Raw genomic sequence first — 26,062 nt, forward strand, 5'->3', positions numbered from 1 at the left:
CTATCGGAATTAGAGTCGTCGAATTTTGAGATTGCGAAAGGAGATCTGGCCGTGATCGCCCTGGAGCGCGATGCGGCCCGCCCCCGTCTGTGCAAACAGCGGCATTTGGGAAAATTTGCTGCGCGCCACGCGGCCTTTGAAATCGTCACTGCCCAACTGATATTCAAAATATTTCACTCCATTGATCCAGTGCTCGCATTTATCCGGAGTGACGACCAGGCGAATTTGATTCCACTGTCCCGCCGGCAGCGTCGCATCAATCGGCTGACCGGTGCGCGGGTCTTCGGACGGCCGATAAAGCGCGTAGAGCCAGCCACAGCGTTGCGGATCGGAAGCGTGGGCGTTGTCTTCCAATTGAAATTCCGGTCCGGTCGCCCAGGCCGCGCCGCCGACATCCGTTACGTGGTACATGATGCCGCTGTTGCCGCCTTTCGAGATGTTGTATTCCAGTTGCAGCTCGAATGCCGCAAAGGTTTCCGTGGTCACCAGGTCTCCGGCGTCGTGCGGGTCTGCGCAAATCAGCAGACCCTCTTTTACCTGCCAGCCCGGACGCACGCCGTCCCGTTTGAAATTGTGCCAGCCGGTAAAATCCACGCCGTTGAACAGCGATTGCCAACCGGCCTGCTGTTCCGCCGTGGTCAGGGTGTTCAGTCGTGCGCCGGCGCGGGCCGCCAACTGCGCCTCGACGTGCTGTTTCCATTCCTCGTTCAGGGTTGCCAGTGTTTTACCGGTTAACTGCTCCCAAAGCGCGTCCGTGTATTCGCCCCGCCGACAAGCCGCGTTGATCTGGGTGAGCAGGGTGGCCTTGGCATCATGATGGCGGATCACGTAATCCAGGAAATTCGCCGTGATCCGATAGCTTTGATCGTACTGGAGCTTCGCGTTCCGACGTCCTTCCAGCCAGATCAGGTCCGCGCCGTGACTCTGGGGTTCAAACAAAAAGAAACGCAGGTAATCCGGAATGCCTTCCACCAACCAGCCCGGGGGACGCTGAGATCCTGGCCGACGCGAACGACCGTATGCCTGCACGACATGCACGGCTTCGTGGACGATTGCGCCCAGCGCCTCGCGGTCGAGTTCGCGGCGCAGCCAGTCCGCGTTGGCCGTGATTCGATTGCCGCTGGCGTACGCCACGCCGTCCGCCGGACGGATGACGATGGTGACATTGGTGGGGGCGTTAAAACCGGCGCTGGGCAGCCGGGCCACGATGCGCGGATACCATGCGCTCAGGACGGGGGCCAGTTTGTCTTCCACCCATTCCGCCAAATCGGGCGCTTCCGAAGTATCCACCGAGATTTGCTGTTCGCCGGTGCTGGTGGTGAAGCGGTAAGGCGCGGCGGTCGCCGCTTCAGTGGCGCCGGTTTCGATGACGTCAATTTCACTGTAGAACGTGTTGCCGAACGGATCGTTCTGTTCGGTCGGAGAAATATCGAAAAGCAGGTAGCGAAATTTTCCCAACTCTCCCGAGGCATCGGTGATGCGGACCCGGTATTCACCACCCCAATCACCAGTGGCGGGCCGGGTATCCACCGCGGCCAGAAGCTGCCAGCCGCTGCGGGCGAGATCCGTGGTGCGTTGGGGGCGTTCGACAAAACTTTCGCCACTGCCATCGCTGCCGTACAGGCGATAGACCTGCGGGCCGCGTGACCCCGGATGACGCGAGCAGGTGTTGATTCGCTCGACGGAAACCAGCCGTCCCAGGTCGAACAACAACCGGCCTCCGTCGGTGCCGGCGTCGAAAAAGAAATTCTCGCCGGGGGCATCCGCCGCTGACGGCAGGCGACCGTCCTGCAATTTCGTCAAGCCGCCGCTGTTCGGATCCACCACGCCCGCCAGAATCCGGAGGTGCGCCGTGGCGGCCGCGTCCCGCCGGGACACATTGGGAACATTCGTAAAAGTGGTTTCAGCGGAGGGACCGCTGGCGGGAAGAACTTCCGTTGTCACTTGGACCGCCGCCATCGTCCCGGCGAGCGACCCCAGCCAGAGCAATCCCCAAACGGCACCGGTGCGGATGAAATTTGATCGGCGGTTTAATGTGGCGCTGGATTCGGGGACTGGTGGTATCGGCATCTTAAGCTGGTGAGTGATGGGTTAATGCGAAGTTTTTGGCCGGGCTTTTTGCCAGCCGTCGTTAAGTTGTTGAACCAGTTGGTTGCGGCGTTCACGGTATTCCGGCGCGTTGGCCAGATTCACGTTTTCCTCAGGGTCCGCGAGTTCATCGTAAAGCTCGTAAGTTTTGAAATCGCTCTCGCTGGCCGCCCATTCCACCAGCCGATACTGCGGCGTCCGCATGGCGCGGCCCACCACGGGTCCCAACTCGGGATCTTTTTTGGGGTAAATACTAAACGCCGCCTGCTTCCAATCCGCATGGGGATTTTCCAGCAACGGCCGAAAGCTGAGGCCCTCCAGATCGGCTGGTGGCTTGAGTCCGCACAGATCCGCCAGCGTGGGATAGAGGTCGGTAAATTCCACCAACGCATCCGAGACCGCGCCCCGATTGCTTTGATTCGGTACTGAAATCAGCAGCGGCGCGCGGGTGGCGGTTTCCCAATTCGTGCGTTTGTTCCAGGTGCCGTGATCGCCCAGATGATAACCGTGATCGCCAAAGAAAATGACAATCGTATTGTCACGTAAACCGAGACGGTCCAGCTCGCGCAACACCCGCCCGATTTGCGCGTCGGTGTAACTGATGCAGGCGTAGTAGCCTTGGAGCAATTGGCGGGCGGTTGCGTCCGGGATCGCGCCCGTGGCGGGAATACTTTTGTAACGGCGCAGTTCCGAGGCATTGTTGCTGGCCAAAGCCGGAGCGTCCTTGGGGAGGAAGGGATTCGACGCCAGTTGCAACTGTTGGGGATCGTAAAGCTCCCAGTATTTTCGGGGGGCGACAAAAGGCAGGTGCGGTTTGTGGAAGCCGACGCCCAAAAAGAACGGTTGATCCTTGATCCGATTCAAAACCGCGATGGCTTGAGTGGCGATCTGGCCATCAATTAAATCGTCATCATCACAGTCCGGATTATCAAAGGGCATGGTATTGGACCGATCGGGCGTGATGGCCTTTTTCTTTTTGCTTTTGGGCTTGGCGGCAGCGGGGGAAGGGTTCGTTGCCGGTCGGGCCGAAGCGCGCGGCCCATGCCAGGGCGGTTCGCTCCAGGACTCCGGATCATCGTGATTTCCGTTGGTGACATGAAAAATCTTGCCCACAGACAGACTGCGATAGCCGTTTTGTTTGAACAACTGGGGCAGCGTCACCACCTCCGGTTTCTGGTCGCGGAAGTGGGTGATCAAATCGTACACGCCGAGGGTTTCGGGGCGCAATCCGGTGAGCAGGGAAGCGCGGGACGGATTGCAGAGCGCTTCCTGGCAATAGGCGCGATTGAACCGCAACCCTTGAGCCGCCAGGCGATCGAGATGGGGCGATTGGACCAACGGATGACCGTAGCAACCCAACTCGGGCCGCATATCATCGGCGACCAGAAACAGCACGTTATAGCGGGGCGAAGCCGCGCCGAGGAGCAGCGGGAAGAAAACGATGAGCGCGACAACGACCCAGTAATGATGGCTGTTGGCGTGGGCGGGCAAGTCCGGCCAGGGCTGGTGGAGTAGCGAGTTGGTTTTCATGGCGGCTTAATAAGCCCGCTTGATTGGTTGTCAGTTCAATAAAAAACGGAGAGCGGTGTTCAAGCGCTCTCCGTTGTCAGGAAATCCGAGTGACCCTCTCGTTTAATTGGTTCGCGCCGAGGTGCGATCGCGTAACCAGATGTAGTCTCTTTCCTCGGCCGAACCTGCCGCGACCGCGCCGACAAATTTTCCAGTGCGCCCCGATTGCCACTTTTTAATTTCGGAATGACCGTCGGCAAAGGTGACCCCGCAGGCGCCGGCATGGTAATTACCCGGAGCATCCACCCACATGGATTCAGTCATGCGGAATCCGAAGGCGCCGTCATTGAGCAGAATCGGACTTTCGTCCAGTAACACCCAAAGGTCTGAGGCGCCGGGCCTCACAATGTTGGAAATTTTATTGTATTTATAGTAAAGCGGATCATTGGCCGTACCGGTCAAATGGGGGGCGCGGGTCGTGGTTTGGGGTACCCCACCATGGCCACCGCCTTCTTGCCAACTGACACAAGCACTACCTACCGCGCCATTCATCGAGTACGTGCGAGGAGTAGGGATTACCTGGCCGGCATATTGTCCGACCCCGGGTTTCCCCGTCCGGTTATCCGCCGGACATTTGAATAGCGCGACGTTCTTTCCGATGTAATTCAAGATCGCGCAGCGCTGCGGATCCTGCAGGTATTCGGGGCGCCAACTGACGCTATTGCCGGAGCCGCCGGCGTTTCCGGGAACCCAGTTGTGTCCGAAAAAGCTGTTGGCGTCATCGGGATTGGGCGGGAGGATGCTGTTGTAGTCTTCGGAATACATCAGGATGCCGAGCATCATCTGTTTGCCGTTGTTCAGGCATTGGATGCCTTGCGCCTTCTGTTTGGCGCGCGCCAAGGCCGGCAGGAGCATGGCCGCCAGAATGGCGATAATGGCGATGACCACCAATAGTTCAATCAAGGTGAACGCACGGGCTGGTGGCCGCCTCATTTGCCGGGAGTGGAATTGATTACCATTTTGCATATAATTCTCCGCTTTAATTGTAATTTCGTTCAACACTTGATCAAGGCCGAACCGGCTCTGATCAACGTGTCAATTTAGACTCGTTCTCTCCGTTGCCAAAAATTAAAAGGCGAGGCCAAGAGGGGTTGCTCCGGGCCTCGCCATGATTATTCAATCGTTTCGTGTTTCAGACTTGGATTTCAAGCCAATGGTCGGAAACGATCACGGCACGCGCAACCGATAGAACGCGGCGCCGGCACTGGCCGGAATCGTCCGCGGTCCGGAGATCGCCCCCTGGTCCGTCCAACCCCCGGTCGCGGTTGCCGAGGACTCCAGCGTGCCCGGCTGGTTGGGGGTGATGATCACGTTGCTGCCACTGGTCGTGATGCTCAGGAGCGGAGCTGGCGCTCCGGTTGAACCCAGGAGCTCTACTTCCGCGATTTGCATCAGACTGACATTGCCGCGCAGTGCGGTGGTGTACCACCGGTAGCTGGTATAGCCCAACGTGTTCGGAAACGACACTTCCGAGACAAAGTTGGTGGCCGGGCTGACTGGATTTGCTCCGTCGCCGTTGCGACCGGTGTCCATGGTGATGGCGCCCGAAAAGATCGGATACCAGGAGTTTCCATCATCCAACGAGCCTTCCAGCACGACATAGGCGGGATCGCGTTCGATTGCGTCATTGGCCGAGTAGTGGCGCAGACCGGTAACGACGGTTGACCCAAGCGACGGAGTGACAGTGAAACCCAGGGGATAGTTCATGGGCGTCGCGCCGGTGCCGAAGTTCAGGTACTTCTGCAGATTACCGCCGATGACATTTTCAACTGATTCCGCATCCGGAGAACTGCCGCCATTGGGTTGGTAAACGGCAACTGGATCACCGGGCTTGACCACATTGGTCTTACTGGAATAGACGAAATACTGCCAAGTGTTGGTGAAGGTCCCACCAAGTGTGGTTTCATAGACCAACGTGGCAGTATGAGCTCCTGCGGATAACGAGCTGCCGCCGCTCAAGGTTGCTGTCGTCAGACTGCCCGAGTTGCTGATGATGGGGGTCTGTCCGTTAATGCGGATGCTGCCATCCACCACGCTGCCAGCGCTGCCATCCATGAATTTGACGGTCACACTGCCGCTTTCAGGAATGGCGTAATAAGCTCCTTCTCTCGGTGCGACTGACACAACGTAAGGCCGGGTCAATGCCGCCGGGGCCTGATAGGCGGCGATCGAAGTCGGCCCCGTAGTCAGGTCATTGATCAGGATCTTGTTGCCGGTGGCGAAATCCACGAAGTAAAACTCCAATTGCGCTCCGCCAGTGTTTTCACCCCAAAGCAGACGCACCGGGTAGTAGCCGCTGTCGGTCACCACAAGGCGCAAGCCGGTATCGTCGGCATTGTTATCCTTACGAGCCACAACGCGGGCATCGAAGAAATTACGTGGCTCAGGCCCCACGCTCAATTTGTAGCCGTCATCATGGTTGACTCCCAATTCATAAGCGCCGGCCGGGAGATAAAGCACAGTCAAGACCTCAGCCGCGACCCAGTCGGTGTTAGCTTCAGACTGAGCATCTATGCCGGGGATCGGCTGGTCAGGTGTGTTGTACGGGAAGGGGCGGTCTTGACTGAAGTTACCGGTTCCGTCGCCACCAATCGGCATATCTTGAGACCAGTTAATCACCGTATCTGAAGTGAATGTGCTGGTACCCAAGAGCGTTTGGTTGGGGTACGGCTGGCTGGTGGCGGGATCGAGAATGTCATTCGCCAGTTGCTTTTCAATTAAATCCACTTGGGCCGAGCCGGGGTAGCGGGCGATGGGTAATTGATTGATGCGTCCCCAGAAACCAGGAGTGCTGGTGTTCACTGTGCCTGGCGCTTGATCCGCGGTACCCAAAACCATGTAATTCGGCACGGTAAACCGGTTGGTGGCCCGCACGGTGCCGTTGAAGGTGGCTCCCGTGAATTCGACGATGTTGGTATGCGTTGAGCCTGGCGCGAGTACCAGGGTCGGATTTTGGTAGGATACGGCCGTCAGTCCGTCGCCGCCGCCGATGTTGCCGCTTTGTGACATGAGAAGGGGAGTTACCGGGGTGCCATCCAAGGTGACCGTAATGGAGTTCGTGTCAGGCGTGGCCGCTCCCGAGTCACTGATTACGAATTTGAAACCGTTGGCGTTGCCGACTGAGGCGCTGACTACGGGCGCGGATGAAGGAGTGGTATCGAGGCGGATATTATCCACATCTTGGTACTGGTTGGAGCCGCCAACGCGACCCGCGAAGATCAAACGTCCGGGGCTGGGAGCAAATTCCACGACGTAGTTGGTGATCAACGTGGTGCCTTTCCAAGCCACGCTCAAACGACCATCGGTGGTCAATTCGACGTAGAGCGGTTGCCAGCATAATCCGGCCACGCCGAGGGTGTTGGTCCCGGTTTGCATCGAGGTCGGATCATTGCAATCGCCGTTCACGGTGGGCATGGGGAAGTTGGTCCGGATTACGTTATCCACCCGGATGGTAATACCCACCACGTCGCCGCTGCCGCTGTCCCAGGCATCAAAGCAAATGGACAATCCAGTTTGCGTGCCTTCCTCGGGCAGGTTGCCCTCACCGCCGGGGCTGGAAGCGAATCCGGAAAGATCAGCATTCAAGATCACCGGATCGTCCTTGCGGGCGTAGCTGAGGCTGAAACCATCGGCGGGCGGCTGTGTGCCGCCGCCGACGCGCAGGTCACACTGAAACTTGAATCCCGCAATGACCAAACCCTCGTCGAAGTCGGGAAAGATAATGGCGGCGCGGTGACCAAATGAGCCTGGACTGGGATTCGCTCCAGCGGTTATTTGCAGGTAACCGTTGCTGGATGGATTGGCGCCGACTTCCAAGGGGCTGCCACCGGTGGGGAACCATCTTCCCGCTTCACCGACAGCATTGGCTTCCTCGGAACGATAGATCGTCAACTCCGCATCGGGGTCGGAGTTGAAATCGAAGAGGTGACTTGCAGCCGGGACGGACGCCGTAGCGAACAGTCCGACCACCAACGCATGAACTAATTTTTTTCGCATAGTGTATTTCTATTTTGAACCAGGTTAACGCATGGGTTTAGTTTGAAACAGAACTGATGCGCATTATTGGTGGTTTTTCAGAAATTACAATATAAAAAATGTAGCCTCGTTTAGATTATTGTATTCTGCCTTCGGTGCTTTCCCGCTTGTCGTTCTGGTGCTGATTCACGGTGGTGCGTTGGCCTGTCCTTTGGAAATTACCACCAAGGAGTGAGCGAATTCTCGCACCACCATCAAGCGGTGGGCTTCCGAGTCGGATAAAAAATCAGCGGTATGCTGAAGGGCGACTGGTTTCAGAGGTAGGCGTTCGCGGCCCTCACCGTCTAATGGCGAACCCAACCGGATTAAGGCATGAGCGGAAGTGCGACTTGGATTGGGTACGAATTAACGCGTGTTTCACCCAGCGAGGGCAGGGGAGGGAAGAGTCTGGCTGGACGGAGCTGGGGCTGTTGAAAGAACCAATGACTCAACAGCAACGGCCAAGGTCGCTCACAATAAAGGCTAGACTTTACCGAGCAGAAGTGTGGTCAACCATCCATTGCCAGTCCACCCGGTTGGCTACCGGCAGGCTGATGGTGGAGACGGGTACTCGCGGTTTGGTTTTGCCATCTTTCCATTTGTGGATTTCGGAATGTCCATCGGCAAAGGCGAAACCTCCGCCGAAATTGTGAAACGTGGCTGGATAATCGAGCCACTCGGCGACATTCATCGCCACTGCAAAGCCGCCATCGTTCAGGCTGTCGGGATCTTCATCCACCAGGACCCAGATCGTGGCGGGTGAGGCGGTACCGGTGAAGTGCGCCATTTTACCGAAAGTTTTGTAAGGTCTCCCCGAAAGATGGTTGTGGGTGCCGTCAAGCCAGGGGCCGCTTACCGGCATTGTGATCCGCCCGCTGGTGTGTCCGCTGTTTTTAGCCTTTCCGTTGCAGGCGGTACCGACTGCCTGACTCATGGAAAAAGTGCGCACTGGTGGAATGCGTTGTCCAGCCATGCCGGGATTCGTCCCACGATACAGACCGGGTTTACGCCGATCCGCCGGGCATTTGTAAATGGTGATGTTATTGCCCACGTAGGGTTGCAGCAACGCGGTGCTGGGGTTCATTAGGATGTCTGGATTAAATTCTTCACCGCCTCCCGCCCCGGCATCGCCTTTGACCCAGGAGTGTCCCGCCGGCGCCCCGGAGTCGTCTTCATTGGGCGGAAACAGATCTTCCGCATCGTGGGTGTAGAGTTGGACGCTCAACATCATTTGTTTGCCGTTGTTGAGGCAGTAAATTTGTTCCGCCTTCTGCTTGGCCTTGCCCAAGGCGGGAAGCAGCATGGCCGCGAGAATGGCAATGATGGCAATCACGACGAGCAGTTCAATCAAGGTGAAGCCGCGGGCGTGATAAGCCGGACGGAAGTTACGAGGGACAGGCAGAGTAGTGGTCATACGCGTTTTCATGTGGTTCAGCGGGTTGTTCGCATACGGTTCTCTATGGTTTAACTGAGGGTAAGTTAGTCGGAAGGATCCGGTTTGTCATCAAGATAAATTCCGTCGGACTCATTTTCCTTCGGATAACATTAGTTGACGGAATCAAAGGATTATCATTTAATCTGCTTATGCAAATTGAGAGTCTCAAGGTTTTCTGCGATCTCGCAGAAACGGAAAGTTTCACCAAGGCCGCCCAAATCAACAACGTCACCCAGTCCGCCGTCAGCCAGCAGATCAGTTCACTCGAACGCCAATTCAAGTCGCTGCTGATTGAGCGCAGCAAAAAGAAATTCCGGCTCACCCGCGAAGGCGAGGTGCTGTACGATTTCAGCAAACAGATCATCCAGACCTACGACGGTTTGCACAATAAACTGCAGGAGATCAAGGACGTCATTTCGGGCACGATCCGCGTGGCCACCATTTACAGCATTGGTTTGCACGACCTGCCGCCGTACATCAAAAAGTTTCTCAAGGGGTACCCGACGGTGCATGTGCATGTGGAGTATCGGCGCGCCAATCAGGTGTATGAGGATGTGTTAAGCAACATCGTGGATCTCGGTCTGGTGGCGTATCCCAGCAAGGATGCCAAGCTGGAGATCGTCCCGTTGCGCAAGGATCCGCTGGTGTTGATCTGCCATCCGCAACATCCGCTTGCCAAACAGAAATCCATCAAGCTGACCGCCATCGCCGGACAAAAATTTGTGGGCTTCGAGCCGGACATTCCCACCCGCAAGGCCATTGATAGAATCCTGAAGGAGCGGGAAGTGGACATCAAAACGGTGATGGAGTTCGACAATATTGAAACGGTGAAACGCGCGGTGGAAATTGACGCCGGCGTCTCCATCGTGCCGCTGGGAACGCTTAGCCAGGAAGTCGCCAAACAGACCCTCGCGGCCATTGCCATCGAGGATGCGGAGTTGTTTCGTCCGCTCGCGGCGATCTACAAAAAAAGCAAAGTGCTTTCCCCGGCGATGAAGCAATTCATCGCCATCCTCAAGGAAGGCGCGGCGAAGGCTTGAAATCATGAGCGTCAAATTTACGGGACGATTCCCCGTCGCCCGACCCCGACGATTGCGACAATCCGCGGCGTTGCGGCGGATGGTTTGCGAAACGCATTTGCGTCCCGCGCAACTGGTCCTGCCGCTCTTTGCGCGACAGGGGAAAAAAATCCGCAAGCCGATTCACGCGATGCCGGGCGTGTTTCAGCTTTCGCCTGATGAACTTGTACGCGAAGCCGAACGGGCGCATCAGGCCGGCGTGCCGGCGGTGTTGCTCTTCGGCATTCCCGAGCGCAAAGACGAGCGCGCGTCCGGCGCTTACGCCCATCACGGTATCGTGCAACAAACCATCCGCCGGTTGAAACGGGAGCTGCCGGAATTATTGGTCATGACCGATGTGTGTTTGTGCGAATACATGAGCCACGGACATTGCGGTGTGGTTCGATCCGGCCCGCACGGCGCGCGGATTTTGAATGACCCTTCGTTGAAGCTGTTGGCGCGGACGGCGGTGAGCCACGCGGCGGCAGGAGCGGATTTGGTTGCGCCCAGCGACATGATGGACGGGCGGGTTGGAGCGATTCGCAGCGCGTTGGACGCGGCGGGATTCATTGACACCCCAATCATGTCCTACGCGGCCAAATTTGCCTCGGCCTATTATGGACCGTTTCGTGAGGCGGCGGAATCCGCGCCCCAGTTTGGCGACCGACGCAGTTACCAGATGGATGCGGGCAACGCCGAGGAAGCGTTGCGCGAAGTGGCGCTCGACATTCAGGAAGGCGCCGACATCGTCATGGTGAAACCGGCGCTGGCTTATTTGGACATCGTTCACCGCGTCAAAAGGGAGTTTGGTTATCCCACGGCGGTGTACTCGGTCAGCGCGGAATACGCGATGATCAAAGCGGCGGCGGCGAACGGCTGGATTGATGAGCGGGCGGTGACGTTGGAAAGCTTGCTGGCCATGCGTCGGGCGGGCGCGGATATTTTGATCACCTATGCGGCCACCGATGTCGCGCGATGGCTTGCGGAATGAGGAAGGGATCCCGAACCGGGCTTCTGCCCGGTGGCTGAGAAAATGGTTATTGTCCCGGCTTGCCAGCGGACAGCAAGGCGAACAAAACCAGCAGCACGATAATCACTCCCACGGAGATCGCGGCGATCAGGAAAATCTTGTTTCCTTTATTTTCCTTTTTGGTGAACGCTTTGCTGGCCGCGCCTTCCGGACGTCGTCCGCCTTGTTCCAAGTCGGTCAGACTAACGCCCCGTTGCACGACGGTGGTGCTTTCCGGAGCGGACTTTGGCGCTGCCGGTTTGGCGGGCGCTTCGGGCGCGGCGGGAGCGCCTTCGCCTTCCAAACGCAACTCCACCTGACCGAGCCGTAAAATCTGGCCCGGCTTCAACACGGTCTCAGCCGTGACGCGATTGCCGTTGATAAATGTGCCGTTGGTTGAGTCGAGGTCTTTGACCACCACGTCGTTATCGCGCAGATAAACCTCACAGTGATGGCTGGAAACGGAGGACTCAGCGATTGGGAAGGTGTTGTCGTCCATGCGCCCAATGGTGGTTTTGTCCACCTTGATCTCATGTGAACGGCCCGCCATGTCTTGGCTGAGTATGATGAGTTTCGCCATAATGACCTGCTTCCCAAGCAAATTAGCGGTTGCGGCAAATTCAAGTCAAACGTAAAGGTGCATTTCGATCCTTCTAAAAGTTACGTCACTAAAACCGTGCGTAATCAAACCAACGCCTTCGCGGATCAAAATCGGCGCGTCTTGAGGCTTTGAAATTGCCCTGCGGCTTCGTTATTCTATCCGCTCTTATGAGTTCTAAGCATTTCAAAATTGCCGCTCTGGCCGGAGACGGGATCGGACCGGAAGTGATGCGCGAAGCCATTAAGGTGCTCCGCGCGACGGAAAAGAAATTCGGTTTCACCTTGCAGATCACCGAAGCCGCGGTCGGTTGGACGGGCATTGACGCCGCCGGAAAAGCCCTGCCCGAGGCCACGCTGGCGTTGTGCCGAGAATCGGATGCCATTCTGTTTGGTTCGGTCGGCTTGCCGGATCGCGATCCCACGCTGCCGAAGGAGGAGCGTCCCGAGCGCGCCGCACTGCTCCGGATTCGCAAGGAGTTCGGTTTGTTTGCCAACTTGCGTCCCGTGGCGTTGCCCCGAGCGCTGGCGGCCGCGTGTCCCTTGGCGGCCAATCGTCAGGGCGACGGCATCAATATCCTCGTGGTGCGCGAGTTGACCGGCGGCATGTATTTCGGCCAGCCGAAGCAGACTGAAACCCTCGCGGACGGGCATCGTCGCGCCGTGGACACGATGGTTTACACCACGCCGGAGATTGAGCGGATCGCGCATGTGGCCTTCCAGTCGGCCAGATTGCGCCGCCGAAAACTCACCAGCATTGACAAGGCGAACGTGTTGGAAAATGGCATTCTGTGGCGCGAAACCGTCACGCAAATCGGCAAGCAATATCCGGACGTCACCCTGGAGCACATGTTTGTGGACAATGGCGCGATGCAACTGATTCTGCGGCCAACGCAGTTCGACGTGTTGCTCTGCGAAAACATGTTCGGAGACATTTTGAGCGACGAAGCGGCGGCGCTTGGCGGCTCGCTCGGCATGTTGCCCAGCGCCAGTCTGGGCGCGACGCGCGCCGGCAACACGTTTGGATTTTACGAACCGGCCGGCGGCACGGCCCCCGACATCGCCGGAAAGGACCTCGCCAATCCCATCGCGCAAATTCTGTCGGGCGCCCTGATGCTGCGTCACAGCTTCGGTTTGAATGAAGCCGCGAGCGCGATTGAAGCGGCGGTCACCCAAGCCATCAACGCCGGCCATCGCACGGGAGATATTTTCAATCCAGATGAAGCCAACGCCCGGCGCGTCGGCACCGGTGCCATGGGGGAGGCGATTGTTTCTGCGCTGTGACGTTCGAATCATGGGTGGCCGCCAACTTGGACTTGGCGCTGGTCGTCCATTTGAACCGGCGCGCGGGTAAACGTGGGCGGAAACCGGCGGTGAATTTACTTGGAAAAACGGCGGTGGGCGCACCAACCCGGTAATAACTCAAGCATGGCTGAAAAATCCATTCTCATCATTGGTGCTGGCGTCGCCGGTCTGGCAACCGGTTGCTTTGGCCGGATGAACGGCTATCGCACGTTGCTGCTCGAACATCATTCCGAGGCGGGCGGCGTGGCCAAGGCTTGGAAACATCAGGATTACCTGATTGATGGCGGCGTGCATTATCTGATGGGGCATCGGCCCGGCTCGGCTTGTCATGAATTATATCGCGAACTGGGCATTTTGAACGGACGCTCATTTCCGGACCTGCTCAACTATTGCGATTTCGCTGATGAATCCACCGGGCAGCGGGTCAGCTTTACCTCCGACCTGGGCCGCCTCGCGCAGGACCTGAATCATCTCGCGCCCGAAGACGCGGCGGCGATTGCGGATTTCATCAAGGGCATTTGCGCGTTTCAGCAGGTTGACATCTTTGCATTGATGCAAACGCCCATTGAGCTGATGGGCTGGCGCGGCGCGATTCGACAAGCCTGGGGCTTGCGGCGCGTGTGGCGCTATCTGGGCGGCGCTTACAATTTGCCCAGCCGGGAGTTCTGCCAGCGCTTCAAGAACCTCACCCTGCGCCGCATCATGCAGCATCTGTTTTTGCCTGAAATGCCGATGTGGTTTGTGCTGCTGATTTTGTCATTGCTGGCCAACCGGCAGATGGGATTGCTCTCGCGCAGTTGTCATGATTTTGTCGCGAGTCTGCTGGAACGCTACGCGGGGCTGGGCGGCGAAATCCGTTACAACGCCACGGTGATGGAAATTCTTGTCGAAAATGATCGCGCCGTCGGCGTCCGTCTCGAAAACGGCACCACGTTACGCGCCGACGTGGTGGTTTCCGCCGGCGACGGTACGAACACCATCTTCAAACTGCTCGGCGGAAAATATGTCGGCGCGACAATTCAAAAGCGTTACCGCCACTGGCCGCAGCTCAAACCCGTGGTCACGTTGAGTTTCGGATTGCGCCGGGATTTCACCGGCGAATCCCACCTGCGCTTTCTGTTGCTCAAGGACAATCTCACCATCGGTAATGAAACCATTGATGGTTTTCCCATCCGTATCTTCAACTACGGCGAAGGTTTCGCGCCGGCGGGGCGGACGGTGTTTCAGGTGTTGCTCATCACCGACTGGAATTTCTGGAACGACATGATCAACGACCGTCCGCGTTATCAGACGGAAAAAAAGCGCGTGGGCGACGAAATCCTTGCCCGGCTCGAACCGCATTATCCCGGCATCATCTCGCAGGTGGAACTGGTGGACATGGCCACCCCGCACACCACCTGGCGGTTCACGCTGAACAACGAAGGCGCGTTCATGGGGTGGTCGCCGACCCCGGTCGCGCTGCGTACTCCGTTCAAAAAAACGCTGCCGGGTCTGGCGAACTTTTACATGGCTGGTCAGTGGGTCATGCCCGGTGGCGGCATTCCGCCCTGTCTTTTCTCCGGTCGCCACGTCATTCAACTGCTGTGCCGCGCCGACGGCAAAAAGTTCATTACGTCCACGGCGTGATGAACGGAGGCGCGATTGTAAAAATAAAACCGCGCTTCCCTTGAACAGGAAGCGCGGGATCTTGCTGATTGAATTTTATTTCTGCTTGAGAATCGCGAGCGCGTCCGCCGCGTCTTTTTGCACCGCCAGATCCGGGAAATTCATGAATGGTTCAATCGTCGGAACAAGGCTGCGATCCCCCAACACCGCGAGCGTGCGAATCGAATCCCGCATCACGTTTTTGTCGCTGTGCTTCAGCAACGGCGTGATTTCCGGAATCGCGCTCTGCGCCTTCAAGCCGCGCAACGCCTTCAAGCCATCAATGATTTCATACTTGTCGGTGCCCCTTAACAAAGCCGCGATGCTCTTGATCTCCGCCTCGGTGACATCGGCGTTGACCACGCCCAACACGCGCGCCGCTTTCCGCACGACCGCTTTGCGGTTGTCCGTCAGCAGCGGTTTGATGGCCGCCTGCGCCGTCTTGCTGGTGGGATAATTTTTCTCAATTTCGGCCAGTCCCCGGATCACCACTTTTTCCTTGGGCGAAGCCAGGTCCGCGATCAACTGAGCCTCGGTCTTGGGCGCGGCGGATACCGCGATGGAACTACACACCAGCGCCGCCAGGGTCAGCGCGCCGATGAAACTACGTTTGGTCATTCTTTTCATAAGTCTTATTTCAGGATTATTCGATTCGGCGGTTGGGTTGGATCGTGGCGGCGTCCGGTCCGTCCCATCGCCTCCAACCTCCGCACGACCGTCGAGACTAATGGAGCATCCGACCTTGTCAACTGGGTTCGACAGCTTATGCTGACGCCGCGTCCGGACCGGGAATTTGCCGCGGCTCCGGACGCCGGTATGAAAGCTTTGCAACTCACCGCGTTTGGCACGCCCGGCCAGTTTGAACTGCGCCAACTGACCGACCCGCTCCCTGGTCTCGGGGAAGTGGTGGTCGAGGTTTTTGCGTGTGGGCTTAACCATCTCGATCTCTGGCTGGAAGCGGACGGATTACCCGTGCGCGTGCCGCTGCCGCGAACGCCCGGTGGCGAAGTGGCGGGCCGCGTCAGCCGCGTCGGCGGCAACGTTGTTGGTTGGCAACCGGGTGATCGGGTCGCGGTTCAATCCAATCTCACTTGCGGCCAATGCGAGTTTTGCCGGCGCGGCGAAGCATCCGTCTGTCTCAAAAGCGAATTGCTCGGCGTGAATCGCGATGGTGGTTTCGCCGAGCAAGTCGTGGTGCCCGCGTCCGCTTTGGTGGCGTTGCCCGGGCGATTGGATTACGTCGCTTCCGCCGCGTTGACCCTGGCTGGTAGCACCGCCATGCACATGCTGACCGATCGCGCTCAAGTGCGCCCCGACGATTGGGTTCTCGTCATGGGCGGCGCGAGCGGGGTGGGATCGGCGGCGATTCAGATTGCGCGGCAGTTGGGCGCGCGCGTCATCAGCACTGGTTCGACTGAACCCAAACGGCAACTGGCCCAACAACTGGGTGCGGAGTTGGTCGTGGATACGACTGATCCGAATTGGCCCATGGCCGTGCGGCAGCACACCAAACGGCGCGGGGTGGATCTGGTCATTGAACACGTTGGCGGTGAGGTGTTGGCGCGCTGCTTCGCGTGTCTGGCGCGCAACGGAACGATCGTTACGTGTGGCGCGACGGCGGGCCGCGAGGTCACGCTCAACCTCTGGCCGTTCTTCGTAAAGCAACAGCGGCTCATCGGCAGTTACGGTCGAAATCGCGCCGATTTGCAGGCGACATTGGACTGGGCCGCCGCCGGCAAACTTAACCCCGTCATTGATTCCATCTTTCCGCTGACGGACGGGGCTGCCGCTTTTGCCAAACTACGCTCGCGTCAGGTGCTCGGCAAGGTGCTGATCGAAGTGAAGCGCGCGGCGTCTTGACGCCAAAGCCGAACGCGCGGCGCCGTCCTGGTTTCCTGATGCGGACCGGGCTGAATACTGAACTTTTATGCCGCGAGGCGGTCGAAACGGAATTGATTTATGAGTGAGTTGAAAGGGGTCTTGCCAAAAGAAATTTTCGCGCCGCTGGCCGCGCTGCTGCTGGCTTCGGCGGTTTGCGGCGTGTTCGTGGTGGTGCGGGTTCTCTTGACAGGCTGGATCAACTACCTGTTTTTAATCTGGAATTTATTCCTCGCCTGGTTGCCGCTGGTTTTTGCGGTGCTGGCGCAAAACCAATTTCGCAAGATGACGGCAACCGAAAAACCATCCATCCGCTTTTGGGCCTGGGCCGTGTTGTGGCTGCTCTTCCTGCCCAATGCGTCGTACATCTTCACGGACCTGGTGCATCTGCAAGACCGGCGGTTTTTTAATTTCTGGCTGGATTTAACCGTCATTCTATCGTGCGCGTTGACCGGATTGATCCTGGGATTCGTCGCGCTGTTCCTGATGCAATCCGTGGTTACGCGGCGCTACGGCAGTTGGATCGGCTGGGGCTTCGTGGCGATCAGCACCGGTTTGAGCAGCTTTGGGATTTATCTGGGGCGCTTCCTGCGTTTCAACAGTTGGGATGTCATTGCCAAACCGCATCGGCTCTATCACGGCATCAGCTCTTTTCCTTTGGGGCAACCGCAGCATCTGGCTTTCTTCGGATTGTTCGCGGTGTTTCTATTCCTCACCTACCTGATGCTCTACGCGCTGACGCGATTGCCATCTCCCCGGCAACCAGCCTCGATGAATGATGAATTGCTCGAACCGCCACCCGACCACCGGCAAGCGCCAGAATCAAGTTCGGAAATGTCATCACCGGACGAGCGGAAGCACGAAGCCCGATCGAGAGAAATTTAATTGGCCGCCGCTTGCTTGATGGCGTCCACCAACGCCTCGACCGTCCATTGATTGCCGTTGAATTGTTCCTGGATGCGGCCCTGCGTATCCAGCACCACGGTGCGCAGATTGTGTGAGATGCTTCCGCCTTCCTCCGGCGCCACGATCAAGTCCAGCTCGGGGCCGAACTTATTTAACACCTCGTGCGACGCGGTGGTGAAGAGCCAGCGGTCGGCATTCTCGTGCCGATAAAACTTGGCGTAATCCCGCAACACTTCCGGCTGGTCATGCTCCGGATCGAAGGAGATTGAAATGAATTGCCAGTTGGTGATGGCGGGGGCGCTGGTGAGCAGCAGCTCCCGGGCGGCGGCAAAATTATTGCCCATGCGCGGACAAAAATCCGGCAGTGGACAACGGGTGAAAATGAAGGTGAACGCCACCGCGCGCCCTCGAAAATCCGAGAAATGCACCGTGCGACCGTCCTCAGCCACGAACCCGTAATCCGGAACGGCGTCACCCGGTTCGAGTTCCTTCACCAACTGAAAACCGGGCGGCATGTTCGTTACGACTGCGGACGTGGCGCTCCGGCCAATCCGTTTGAGGTTTTGAATCCAGTGCGTGTCCGCCGTCGCGACCAATTGAAACGTGATCTCGTCGTCCCGCTGCAGTCCGGCCAGTTCGTTGGTGTCGCGCACGTTCAACTCCATCGTCATCGCGGGCATGTAATTGAGAATCTCCTCATGCCGCACCACCAGCGTGTGTCCGCCTTCGGGCACGGAACGCACCACGCCCCGTCCGTCAAAGACTTGCTCTGTGGAGGACGCCGGGGCCTTGGTTTTATCCGACCGCTCGCATCCGGTTAGGAACATCAGCAACACCACGAGAAAGAGACCCAGCAAGTATTTCATATTTTTTCCGGTTCCGACCGTAACTCCTCAAGGAACGCCACAATGGCCGCCGGCGTTTCCGTGCGCATACCGTCGAAATAACGGCGCACCCGGCCCGTCCGATCCACCACCGCAATCCGATCCGTATCCTCGAAACCGCCCGGCATCAGATTGGCCTGTGCCGCCGGTGCGCGCACCAGAAAGCTCGATTCAATCAGCGCATACAGGTCCGCTTTAAGCCCGGTCAACATTTGCCAGCGGTTCGGGTCCGTTCCAAACTTGGCCCCGAATTGCGCCAACGCTGATGGGGTGTCCGAAGCCGGATCCACGGTGAACGACAACAATTGCACGTCGGGTTGAGTTTCGGTGAGCCGTTGCACTTCGGCCATTTGATGATTCACCTGCAAACAGGAAATGGAGCAACTGGTGTGAATGAAGTTCACCACCAATAGTTTCCCAGCCGCAATCTCGCTGGTGGTCACCAGCCCCAGTTGATTCGTCAGCGCGAAGGCCGCCAGTTGCCGTGATGGCAACGCATCCGTGGCTCGCGACTTCGAGGCCGACGGGGGCCAGAAGACAACCAACACCAGCACCACCGCCACCAACAGCGCGGCGAACCAATAGAAGAATTTGAGATCGCGTCCGCCCGCGGTGGCCAGGGGGCTGGCCGTCGTGGCCGCACTGCCGTTTTCGCTCATGGCCGGGCGGGTTGCGCCGTGTAACCGGCCTTTTTGATCGTAGTCATCAGTTGCGCGGAACTGATGCGGTTCGTGTCGTAAGCGACCACGGCCAACCGGTTTGAAAAGGTGACTTGCGCCCGAATGACGCCGCGCGTTTCCTTCAGTTCAGCGGTGAGACCGTTCGCGCAACCTTCGCAGTGCATACCGGTAATCGTGAAGCGGTTCGTGAGGTTGGCGCTGCCAGTGTTTTTGTCACCCGCCGCCGCCAGCCACCCAACTCCGAGTAAAAGCGTAAGAATCAGTTTGGTTTTCATACCCACCGCTTTGCATCTTGTCACAGAATGGAGCCGCCCGCCAATAACGATTCGCGGACGCGCGGCCACACCACGCAGACCGGAACGCCGCCGTTACCAACCCAGCACGTGCGCGAAGATCAGCGGCGCGACAATGGTTGCATCCGATTCGATGATGAATTTGGGTGTCTTCACGCCGAGTTTGCCCCAGGTGATTTTTTCGTTCGGCACCGCGCCGGAATAGCTTCCGTAACTCGTGGTCGAATCGCTGATCTGACAAAAGTATCCCCAGAGCGGCACGTTGGTGCGGCCCAGGTCTTGATGCAACATCGGTACGACGCAAATTGGAAAATCCCCGGAAATGCCGCCGCCAATCTGAAACATGCCGAGTGAACTCTTCTTCGTCGCGGTCTTGGAATAGAACTCCGCCAACCAGGTCATGTATTCGATGCCCGTGCGCACGGTATGCACATTTTTGATTTCGCCGCGAATCACCGCCGCCGCAAACATGTTGCCGAGCGTGGAATCCTCCCAACCCGGCACCACGATGGGCAGATTTTTTTCCGCCGCCGCCAGCATCCATGAATCTTTCGGGTCAATCTGATAGTATTTCTTGTACTTTCCGCCGCGCAAAACTTGATACAAAAATTCATGCGGGAAAAAGCGCGCTCCCTTACGATCCGCCGCCGTCCAGACCTCCAGCATCGCCTTTTCCATGCGCCGCATGGCTTCGCCCTCGGGGATGCATGTGTCCGTGACGCGGTTCATGTGACGTTTAAGCAATGCGTTCTCGTCCTCCGCGCTCAAGCTGCGGTAATGCGGCACCCGCTCGTAATAATCATGCGCGACCAGATTGAAAACGTCCTCCTCCAGATTCGCGCCGGTGCAGGTGATGAGTTGCACCTTGTCGCGACGAATCATTTCCGCAAGCGACAAACCCAACTCCGCCGTGCTCATCGCGCCGCCCAGAGTGATCATCATTTTGCCGCCCGCCGCCAGATGCGCGGAGTAACCATTGGCCGCGTCAACCAACGCCGCCGCGTTGAAATGACGATAGTGATGCTGAATGAACCGCGAAATGGGTCCGCCCGTCAGTTTCGATTTGGAAGACTTCAATTTTTTCATACTCAACCGCTTCATGGTAGCAAGTGCCCGCGAAACGGAAATCTAAAAACCGTTTGTCATTGATGCGCCGCGCGCGATTGACGCTCGAAAAACAAGCTTGCGTCAGTCCGGCGATCAGGCAAGATGGCGCTCCCTTATCGCGGGGTGGAGCAGCCCGGTAGCTCGTCAGGCTCATAACCTGAAGGTCCTAGGTTCAAATCCTAGCCCCGCAACCAATTTCCGGCCATAAAACCCCAGTTTTATGGCCTTTTTATTGGAGGCTTAACCATCCTTGAAGAGAGTTTCAGAAAGGTTGTGAAACATGCCGAACTCTCTGAAATAACGCGGTCATGGCCTGTCTTAAACTAAAAACCCAACGCGTTCCTCCGCCTGAAGGCGGGACTACAAGCGATCGTGCTCTCTCTCCGTTCGTAGTCCCGGCTTCAGTTGGAATAAACTTTTCCCCGTCGTTTGTAGTTCCGGCTTCAGCCGGAACATTTCATCCGCGATTCTACCTTTATCACGCGAATGCACCGCTTACGTCGCCCGAGGCCGCTTCGCCTCATCGTGCATAGTTTAAGTGTAATTCCAGTTTGACTCGTTCGCGCATTTGTTCAGTGTAACTTGCGGATGCAACAGGAAAATCATCGCCCGCCACTGGCGCCGCGCGACGTCGCGCGCTGGCAGAAGGCGCAGGCGCAACTGCTCAGCGGTCAGAGCGGCCCGGCGTTGCGCTTGTACCGCGAACTGGTCGGTCGTTGTTCCCAAAGCGCCGAGTTGTGGTTCGAGCTGGGCAATGCCGCCGCGGGCGAGTTGGATTTTTCGCAAGCGAATCAAGCGTATCAACGGGCCTTGGAACTTGCTCCGGGCAATGCCTCGCTGCTGGGGCTGATTGGGCATCAATATCTCGGGCTGCGCCAGTTGGATGACGCACGCGCCTGCTTTGAACGCGCGGTGAGCGCCGCGCCGGATTTGGTGGACGCGCATATCAATCTTGCCGTCTGGTTCGAGAAGGAGCGCCGATTGGACGAAGCGTGGGCGTGCGTCGAGGCGTGTCGGAGCAAGCATCCGCGCGATGATCAAGTCCGTTACTTTCGCGCGTTTCTATTGCATCGCAAAAAGCAGCATGAAGCGGCGGAGACGGAGTTGCGGGATTTGATCAAGGCCGGCCCGCAATATCCTTACGTCAAATACGCCAGCCGCCATCTGTTGGGCGTGGTGCTGGATCAACTCGGACAATATGACGAGGCGCTCAACTGGCTGCTCGAGGCCAAGGCGCAGGTGCGCTTGATCACTGATACGCGCCGACTGGAGCGGAGTTATGACGAAACCGATCGCCAACGTCGCGCGCTGTTGGCGCAGTTGACCCCGGAGCATATCCGGCGTTGGCGGGCCGAGCCGTCCGCCACCACGGAGCGGTATCAAGTCGCTTTTCTCGGCGGCCATCCCCGAAGCGGTACGACGTTGTTGGAACAGATCATGGACGCGCACCCCGAGGTGCTGGCGTTTGATGAACCCAGTTCGTTCATGCAGGAAATTGCCAATCCCCTCATGCCGGCTCCGGGCGCGAAGCTCGGTCACGCCACGCTGGACGCGCTGCCGGTATCGCGCCGCGCTGAAATGCGCCGGCGTTATCTTAAAAGTTTGTTGCGCGAAATTCCGACGGAACCGACCGCGCGAATTTTGTTGGATAAAAATCCCTCGCCGACCATGGCGTTGAACTTGTGGTTGCGGATTTTTCCCGAGTTGAAGGTCATCATCGCCCTGCGTGATCCGCGCGACGTCATCATCAGTTGCTTTTTTCTGAACATCATGTTGAACGCCACCAACGTGAATTTTTTAAGCCTCGAGCGCACCGCCAAACATTACGCGGATTTGATGGATGTCTGGTTGCGGCTGCGGGAATTGGGCGGTTTCGATTGGATTGAAACGCGCTACGAGGACGTGGTGGCCCATCTGGCGGGGGAAGGGCAGCGCGTGACGAATTTCCTCGGGCTGACGTGGCATCCGGATCAGGCGCGCTATCACGAAACCGCGCGGCGCAAGGTGCTTTACGCGCCGACTTATCACGACGTGACGCAACCGGTGTATCGTCGGGCAATCGGTCGCTGGCAACGGTACGCCGCCGCGCTCGAACCGCTCCAATCACGCCTCGCGCCGTATTGCCGCGCGTTTGGTTACGCCGCTTGATGGCGGGACAACCTGGTCGGCCGCGTCCAGCACGAAGAAAAATTCGCTGCCCTGGCCCGGAACACTTTGCACGCCCACCCGCCCGCCGTGCGCCACAATGATTTCGCGCGCAATGGAAAGGCCCAGGCCGGCGCCGGTCTTGGTTTGGCCGGGCACGCGGAAAAAGCGGTCGAAAATGCGCGCCTGATGTTCCGGCGCCACGCCGGGGCCGCGGTCGGTCACGCTGAAACACACGCTGCCATCCGCCAGACGCCGGGCCGCCACCAGGATGGTTTCGCGCGGTGGCGAATGTTTCATCGCGTTGGCGATGAAGTTTTGAAACACCTGTCCGATCTGCTGCTGATCCACCAACACTGCGGGCAAGTCTGACGGCAATCGGATTGCGAGTTTGAAACCGCGCGCGGCGATAAAACTTTGCGTTTCTTCGAGGACGCTGGTGACCAATGCCACTGCGGGAATGATTTCCCGGTGCAAACTGGAATCGCCCGCCTCGAGCCGCGCGATATCGAGCAACGCATCCAACATGCGAAGCAATCGTTCGGAATCTTTCCGCGCCGTCGCCACCAGTTCGGCCTGCGACGCGTTCAGCGGCCCCACGCTTTTCTCGTGCAGCATGTGCAACACCATGCGCACGCTGGTGAGCGGCGTTTTCAACTCGTGACTGACCGTGCCCACCAGGTTGGTTTTGGCGTCATCCAACAGACGAAAGCGCGTCACGTCGTGCAACACCACCGCCACTCCGATGGTTTTGGTCTCCGCCTCACGCATGATGTGCAGGCGCGGCAAAAAGGCGCGATCCCGATCCTTGACCCGTAACGTCACGACCGCCTCGAAGTTGTCCGGCAAAAAATCTCGATTTTCCGCCAGCACCCGCTGGACGGCGTGCATCAACTTGGGCGGCAATGTTCCCGATAATTCCAGTTCCGCGCTCAATTCTTCCGCCGCGCGATTGCTCAACTCGATCTGTCCTTGCGGGTCCAGGATGAACACCGGATCGGAAAACGAAGCCAGCGCCGACTCCATGGTGTGGTGCAGTCGGACGATTTGTTCCGTGGTGCTTTCCCGATACGTGTTCAACTGCGCGGCCATTTTATTGAACGTCCCCGCCAACTCTCCCAATTCATCCTCGGAAAGCACCGGCACGGTCTGCGCCAGATTGCCCTGTCCGATTTCCCGGGCCGCACTGGTCAAGGTCTGGATCGGACGCAGAATGGCGCGACCAAGTTTGTAGCTCGCGTAACCCAACAACAGCAAAGCCACGCCCAGACTCAGAGTCAGGACGCCCAGGATGGTGCGGTTGGCTTGCTTGATGGTTTCCGCCGTGCCGAAAATGTCTTTCTTGTTGGCTTCCCGCCAGCGCTCCAGCAACACGTCAATCGTCAGTTTTTTGGGGATGATCTGCTGATCGTAGATGGCGTGCTGCTCGGTCGCCGGCGTGTCCGGACGAAACATCTGCGCCCCCTCGAACCGCAGCGCCACGAAGTTCGTGCGCAATTGTTGCAGCAACTCAGCCTGCGCCTGCGCCAACCGATTGGAGGATTGCGTGGTCAGTTGTTCTTCAAACAGACGGGCGTTGGTATCGAACATCAACTGCGCCGCCGCCGAATCTTCCGTCCGCGACCGTTGCAAGGCGGTGTCCATGCGATCCGCCGCCTCGACCATTTTCGCCGCGGCATTATCGCGTTGATAATTCTCCGTCACCGTCTGGTCCACACTCGCCGCCAGGCGCGAAACCAGCACCATCGCAAAGGCGCCAACCGCCGTCAGGATCAGCACGAACGGAATAAGATGCAGGACAATTCGCGTGCGAAGCATGGTGGCGGACCTCAGGCCGCAAGGTTAGAGACCCATTTTCTTTTTGCGCTCATAAAGGGTGCCCCGCGAAATGCCGAGCAATTGCGCGGCTTCCTCCATGGTCTTGGTTTGCGCGAGCACCCGGCGGATGTGTTCGGTTTCAATCTGCTCCAGCGACACCTTCATGCCCACGCTGACTTCCGCCGGACTTCCCAAACTGTGGGGATCGAACAGATCCGGCAAATCCGCGGGCACAATCTCGCCGCCGTTGGCAAAGATGACCGCGTGTTCGATGACGTTGCGCAATTCGCGCAAATTCCCCGGCCAATGATAGGCTTCGAGTGCGGCCCAGGTCGCCGTCGAAAATCCGGTGAGGCGCTTGCCGCATTGCGCGCCAAAAAATTTGAGACAACCCACCGCCAGCGCTTTGAGGTCGCGCCGCCGCTCCCGCAACGGCGGCATCCGAATCGCGATCACGTTCAGCCGGTAAAACAAATCTTCGCGAAACGTCTTTTCCGCGACGGCGGTGGCGAGATTGCGATTGGTGGCGGCGATCACCCGCACGTTGGCGCGACGCGTTTTGGCTTCGCCCACGCGCTCGTATTCTTTCTCCTGCAACAACCGGAGCAGCTTGGGTTGAATCGCCAACGGCAGCTCGCCAATTTCATCCAGGAACAAGGTCCCGCCTTCGGCCTGGGCGACCTTGCCCCACGTGTCGCTCGAAGCGCCGGTGTAAGCGCCTTTCACCCGACCGAACAATTCGCTCTCCAACAACTCGGCCGAGAGGCTGGGGCAATTGATGGTCACGAACGGTTTATCCTGGAACGGGCTGCGCTCGTGCATCGCGCGCGCCAGCATGCTTTTGCCCGTGCCGCTCTCGCCCAGCAACAGCACCGTAGCCGCTGAATCCGCCGCGCGAAACGCCTGGCTGAACGCTTTTTCCATGGCCGGCTCGACCGATTCCATGAGCGTCGGCGGCGCGTCTCCAGTCAGTTGCGCTTCCAGGGTGGCAATGCGACCGGACAACGACCGCGCCTCGCTGATCTTGCGCAGCAATTGCCGGATTTGTTCCGGCGTGAACGGTTTGGGGATGTAATCTTTTGCGCCGCGCCGCATCGCTTCCACCGCGCTGTCAATCGAGGCGTAGGCGGTGAACACCACCACGTCGAGATTCGCATTGTTGCGGAGCAATTGCGGCAACACGTCCAAACCGTTTTCACCTTCGAGCTTCAGATCGAGAAAGCACAGGTCGAATTGCGCGCGCTCCAGTTCGTGCAGTGCCGCCGCGGCCTCCGCCACGCTCACCACCTCGTGTCCCAACCCTTTCAGCATCACGGCCAGAGTGGTGCGAATACTCGCTTCATCATCGAGAATCAGAATACGCATGAATTGAAGGGGACGTTCAGAGTGGATTTCTCGCGACCAATCCGGATCCGATCCCACCGTAATGGTAAAGGCCATGAGCCAGCGAGGCGAGCAGGTTTCTCGCCGCTCCTCATTGGGCGGTGGAATTCGCAATGACTCCGAGGCGGCGACGAAATTCCGGCGTGGTTTCGACCGATTTCTGAACGTCGCTCGTTCAGAATTTGCACTGGCTCTTGCCGCGCTCGACTGACCTTGTTTTTTGCGCGAACTTTTTTACGTCTCCGCTTC

20 protein-coding genes and 1 tRNA gene are annotated in these 26,062 nt (G+C 58.2%); 8 read left to right on the forward strand and 13 right to left on the reverse strand.

What is annotated here, in order from left to right; all coding sequences use genetic code 11:
- Positions 1 to 9: 9 nt before the first annotated feature.
- The 5 genes from M9920_14315 to M9920_14335 all read right to left on the reverse strand — a co-directional run bounded on the left by M9920_14315 (position 10) and on the right by M9920_14335 (position 9,097).
- Positions 10 to 2,070 (reverse strand): DUF1080 domain-containing protein, encoded by a 2,061-nt coding sequence (locus M9920_14315; protein MCO5053457.1) that lies wholly within the window; start codon positions 2,068 to 2,070, stop codon positions 10 to 12.
- Positions 2,071 to 2,091: 21 nt separating this feature from the next.
- The gene (locus tag M9920_14320) at positions 2,092 to 3,618 is read right to left on the reverse strand and encodes a sulfatase (GenBank protein MCO5053458.1); all 1,527 of its coding nucleotides are present in this window, start codon (positions 3,616 to 3,618) and stop codon (positions 2,092 to 2,094) included.
- A 102-nt stretch (positions 3,619 to 3,720) separates the two neighbouring features.
- The gene (locus M9920_14325; GenBank protein MCO5053459.1) at positions 3,721 to 4,590 is read right to left on the reverse strand and encodes a DUF1559 domain-containing protein; all 870 of its coding nucleotides are present in this window, start codon (positions 4,588 to 4,590) and stop codon (positions 3,721 to 3,723) included.
- 234 nt (positions 4,591 to 4,824) lie between these two features.
- Entirely contained in the window at positions 4,825 to 7,653 is a 2,829-nt protein-coding gene (locus M9920_14330) for a hypothetical protein (GenBank protein MCO5053460.1), read from the reverse strand.
- 508 nt (positions 7,654 to 8,161) lie between these two features.
- On the reverse strand, positions 8,162 to 9,097 hold the full coding sequence (locus tag M9920_14335) for a prepilin-type N-terminal cleavage/methylation domain-containing protein (GenBank protein MCO5053461.1): 936 nt from the start codon (positions 9,095 to 9,097) through the stop codon (positions 8,162 to 8,164).
- A gap of 158 nt (positions 9,098 to 9,255) precedes the next feature.
- Here M9920_14335 and M9920_14340 point away from each other — a divergent pair, with 158 nt between their 5' ends.
- A complete protein-coding gene (locus M9920_14340; protein MCO5053462.1) occupies positions 9,256 to 10,146 on the forward strand; it encodes a LysR family transcriptional regulator in 891 nt (296 codons plus the stop codon).
- Positions 10,147 to 10,150: 4 nt separating this feature from the next.
- Entirely contained in the window at positions 10,151 to 11,155 is a 1,005-nt protein-coding gene (gene hemB, locus M9920_14345) for a porphobilinogen synthase (protein MCO5053463.1), read from the forward strand.
- A 46-nt stretch (positions 11,156 to 11,201) separates the two neighbouring features.
- On the opposite strand, the gene M9920_14350 is transcribed toward hemB, so the two are convergent.
- Positions 11,202 to 11,753 carry an FHA domain-containing protein gene (locus M9920_14350; GenBank protein MCO5053464.1) on the reverse strand — a complete coding sequence of 184 codons (552 nt, stop codon included), beginning with the start codon at positions 11,751 to 11,753 and terminating at the stop codon, positions 11,202 to 11,204.
- Positions 11,754 to 11,941: 188 nt separating this feature from the next.
- Here M9920_14350 and leuB point away from each other — a divergent pair, with 188 nt between their 5' ends.
- Entirely contained in the window at positions 11,942 to 13,054 is a 1,113-nt protein-coding gene (gene leuB / locus M9920_14355) for a 3-isopropylmalate dehydrogenase (protein ID MCO5053465.1), read from the forward strand.
- Between the two features lie 144 nt (positions 13,055 to 13,198).
- A complete protein-coding gene (locus tag M9920_14360) occupies positions 13,199 to 14,701 on the forward strand; it encodes an NAD(P)/FAD-dependent oxidoreductase (protein ID MCO5053466.1) in 1,503 nt (500 codons plus the stop codon).
- A 75-nt stretch (positions 14,702 to 14,776) separates the two neighbouring features.
- Here M9920_14360 and M9920_14365 read toward each other — a convergent pair whose 3' ends face one another.
- Positions 14,777 to 15,346, reverse strand: a complete 570-nt coding sequence (locus tag M9920_14365; protein ID MCO5053467.1) for a hypothetical protein — start codon at positions 15,344 to 15,346, stop codon at positions 14,777 to 14,779.
- Positions 15,347 to 15,484: 138 nt separating this feature from the next.
- Here M9920_14365 and M9920_14370 point away from each other — a divergent pair, with 138 nt between their 5' ends.
- Together M9920_14370 and M9920_14375 are read left to right on the forward strand one after the other, a co-directional pair.
- The gene (locus M9920_14370; protein ID MCO5053468.1) at positions 15,485 to 16,579 is read left to right on the forward strand and encodes a zinc-binding dehydrogenase; all 1,095 of its coding nucleotides are present in this window, start codon (positions 15,485 to 15,487) and stop codon (positions 16,577 to 16,579) included.
- 99 nt (positions 16,580 to 16,678) lie between these two features.
- Positions 16,679 to 17,482 carry a DUF1361 domain-containing protein gene (locus tag M9920_14375; protein ID MCO5053469.1) on the forward strand — a complete coding sequence of 268 codons (804 nt, stop codon included), beginning with the start codon at positions 16,679 to 16,681 and terminating at the stop codon, positions 17,480 to 17,482.
- Here M9920_14375 and M9920_14380 read toward each other — a convergent pair.
- The 4 genes from M9920_14380 to M9920_14395 form a co-directional block, all read right to left on the reverse strand.
- Positions 17,479 to 18,369: an SCO family protein gene (locus tag M9920_14380; GenBank protein ID MCO5053470.1), complete on the reverse strand. Its 891-nt coding sequence runs from the start codon at positions 18,367 to 18,369 to the stop codon at positions 17,479 to 17,481. The two genes, M9920_14375 and M9920_14380, sit on opposite strands and share 4 nt — an antisense overlap.
- Positions 18,366 to 19,046, reverse strand: coding sequence for an SCO family protein (locus tag M9920_14385; protein ID MCO5053471.1), 681 nt, complete (start codon positions 19,044 to 19,046; stop codon positions 18,366 to 18,368). Before M9920_14385 ends, M9920_14380 begins: the two co-directional genes overlap by 4 nt.
- Positions 19,043 to 19,342 (reverse strand): heavy-metal-associated domain-containing protein, encoded by a 300-nt coding sequence (locus tag M9920_14390; protein MCO5053472.1) that lies wholly within the window; start codon positions 19,340 to 19,342, stop codon positions 19,043 to 19,045. Before M9920_14390 ends, M9920_14385 begins: the two co-directional genes overlap by 4 nt.
- A gap of 93 nt (positions 19,343 to 19,435) precedes the next feature.
- Complete coding sequence (locus M9920_14395) at positions 19,436 to 20,446, reverse strand: deoxyhypusine synthase family protein (protein MCO5053473.1); 1,011 nt, start codon at positions 20,444 to 20,446, stop codon at positions 19,436 to 19,438.
- A gap of 138 nt (positions 20,447 to 20,584) precedes the next feature.
- On the opposite strand from M9920_14395, the gene M9920_14400 reads away from it, so the two are divergent.
- A tRNA-Met gene (locus M9920_14400) sits at positions 20,585 to 20,661 on the forward strand.
- A gap of 394 nt (positions 20,662 to 21,055) precedes the next feature.
- Positions 21,056 to 22,615, forward strand: a complete 1,560-nt coding sequence (locus M9920_14405; GenBank protein ID MCO5053474.1) for a sulfotransferase — start codon at positions 21,056 to 21,058, stop codon at positions 22,613 to 22,615.
- Here the strand turns inward: M9920_14405 and M9920_14410 are convergent.
- Both M9920_14410 and M9920_14415 read right to left on the reverse strand, forming a co-directional pair.
- Positions 22,571 to 24,430 (reverse strand): cell wall metabolism sensor histidine kinase WalK, encoded by a 1,860-nt coding sequence (locus M9920_14410; protein ID MCO5053475.1) that lies wholly within the window; start codon positions 24,428 to 24,430, stop codon positions 22,571 to 22,573. The genes M9920_14405 and M9920_14410 overlap by 45 nt on opposite strands.
- 24 nt (positions 24,431 to 24,454) lie before the next feature.
- On the reverse strand, positions 24,455 to 25,795 hold the full coding sequence (locus M9920_14415) for a sigma-54 dependent transcriptional regulator (GenBank protein ID MCO5053476.1): 1,341 nt from the start codon (positions 25,793 to 25,795) through the stop codon (positions 24,455 to 24,457).
- Positions 25,796 to 26,062 lie beyond the last annotated feature (267 nt).

This window comes from Verrucomicrobiia bacterium (assembly GCA_023953615.1).
Lineage (GTDB): Bacteria > Verrucomicrobiota > Verrucomicrobiia > Limisphaerales > JADLHS01 > JADLHS01.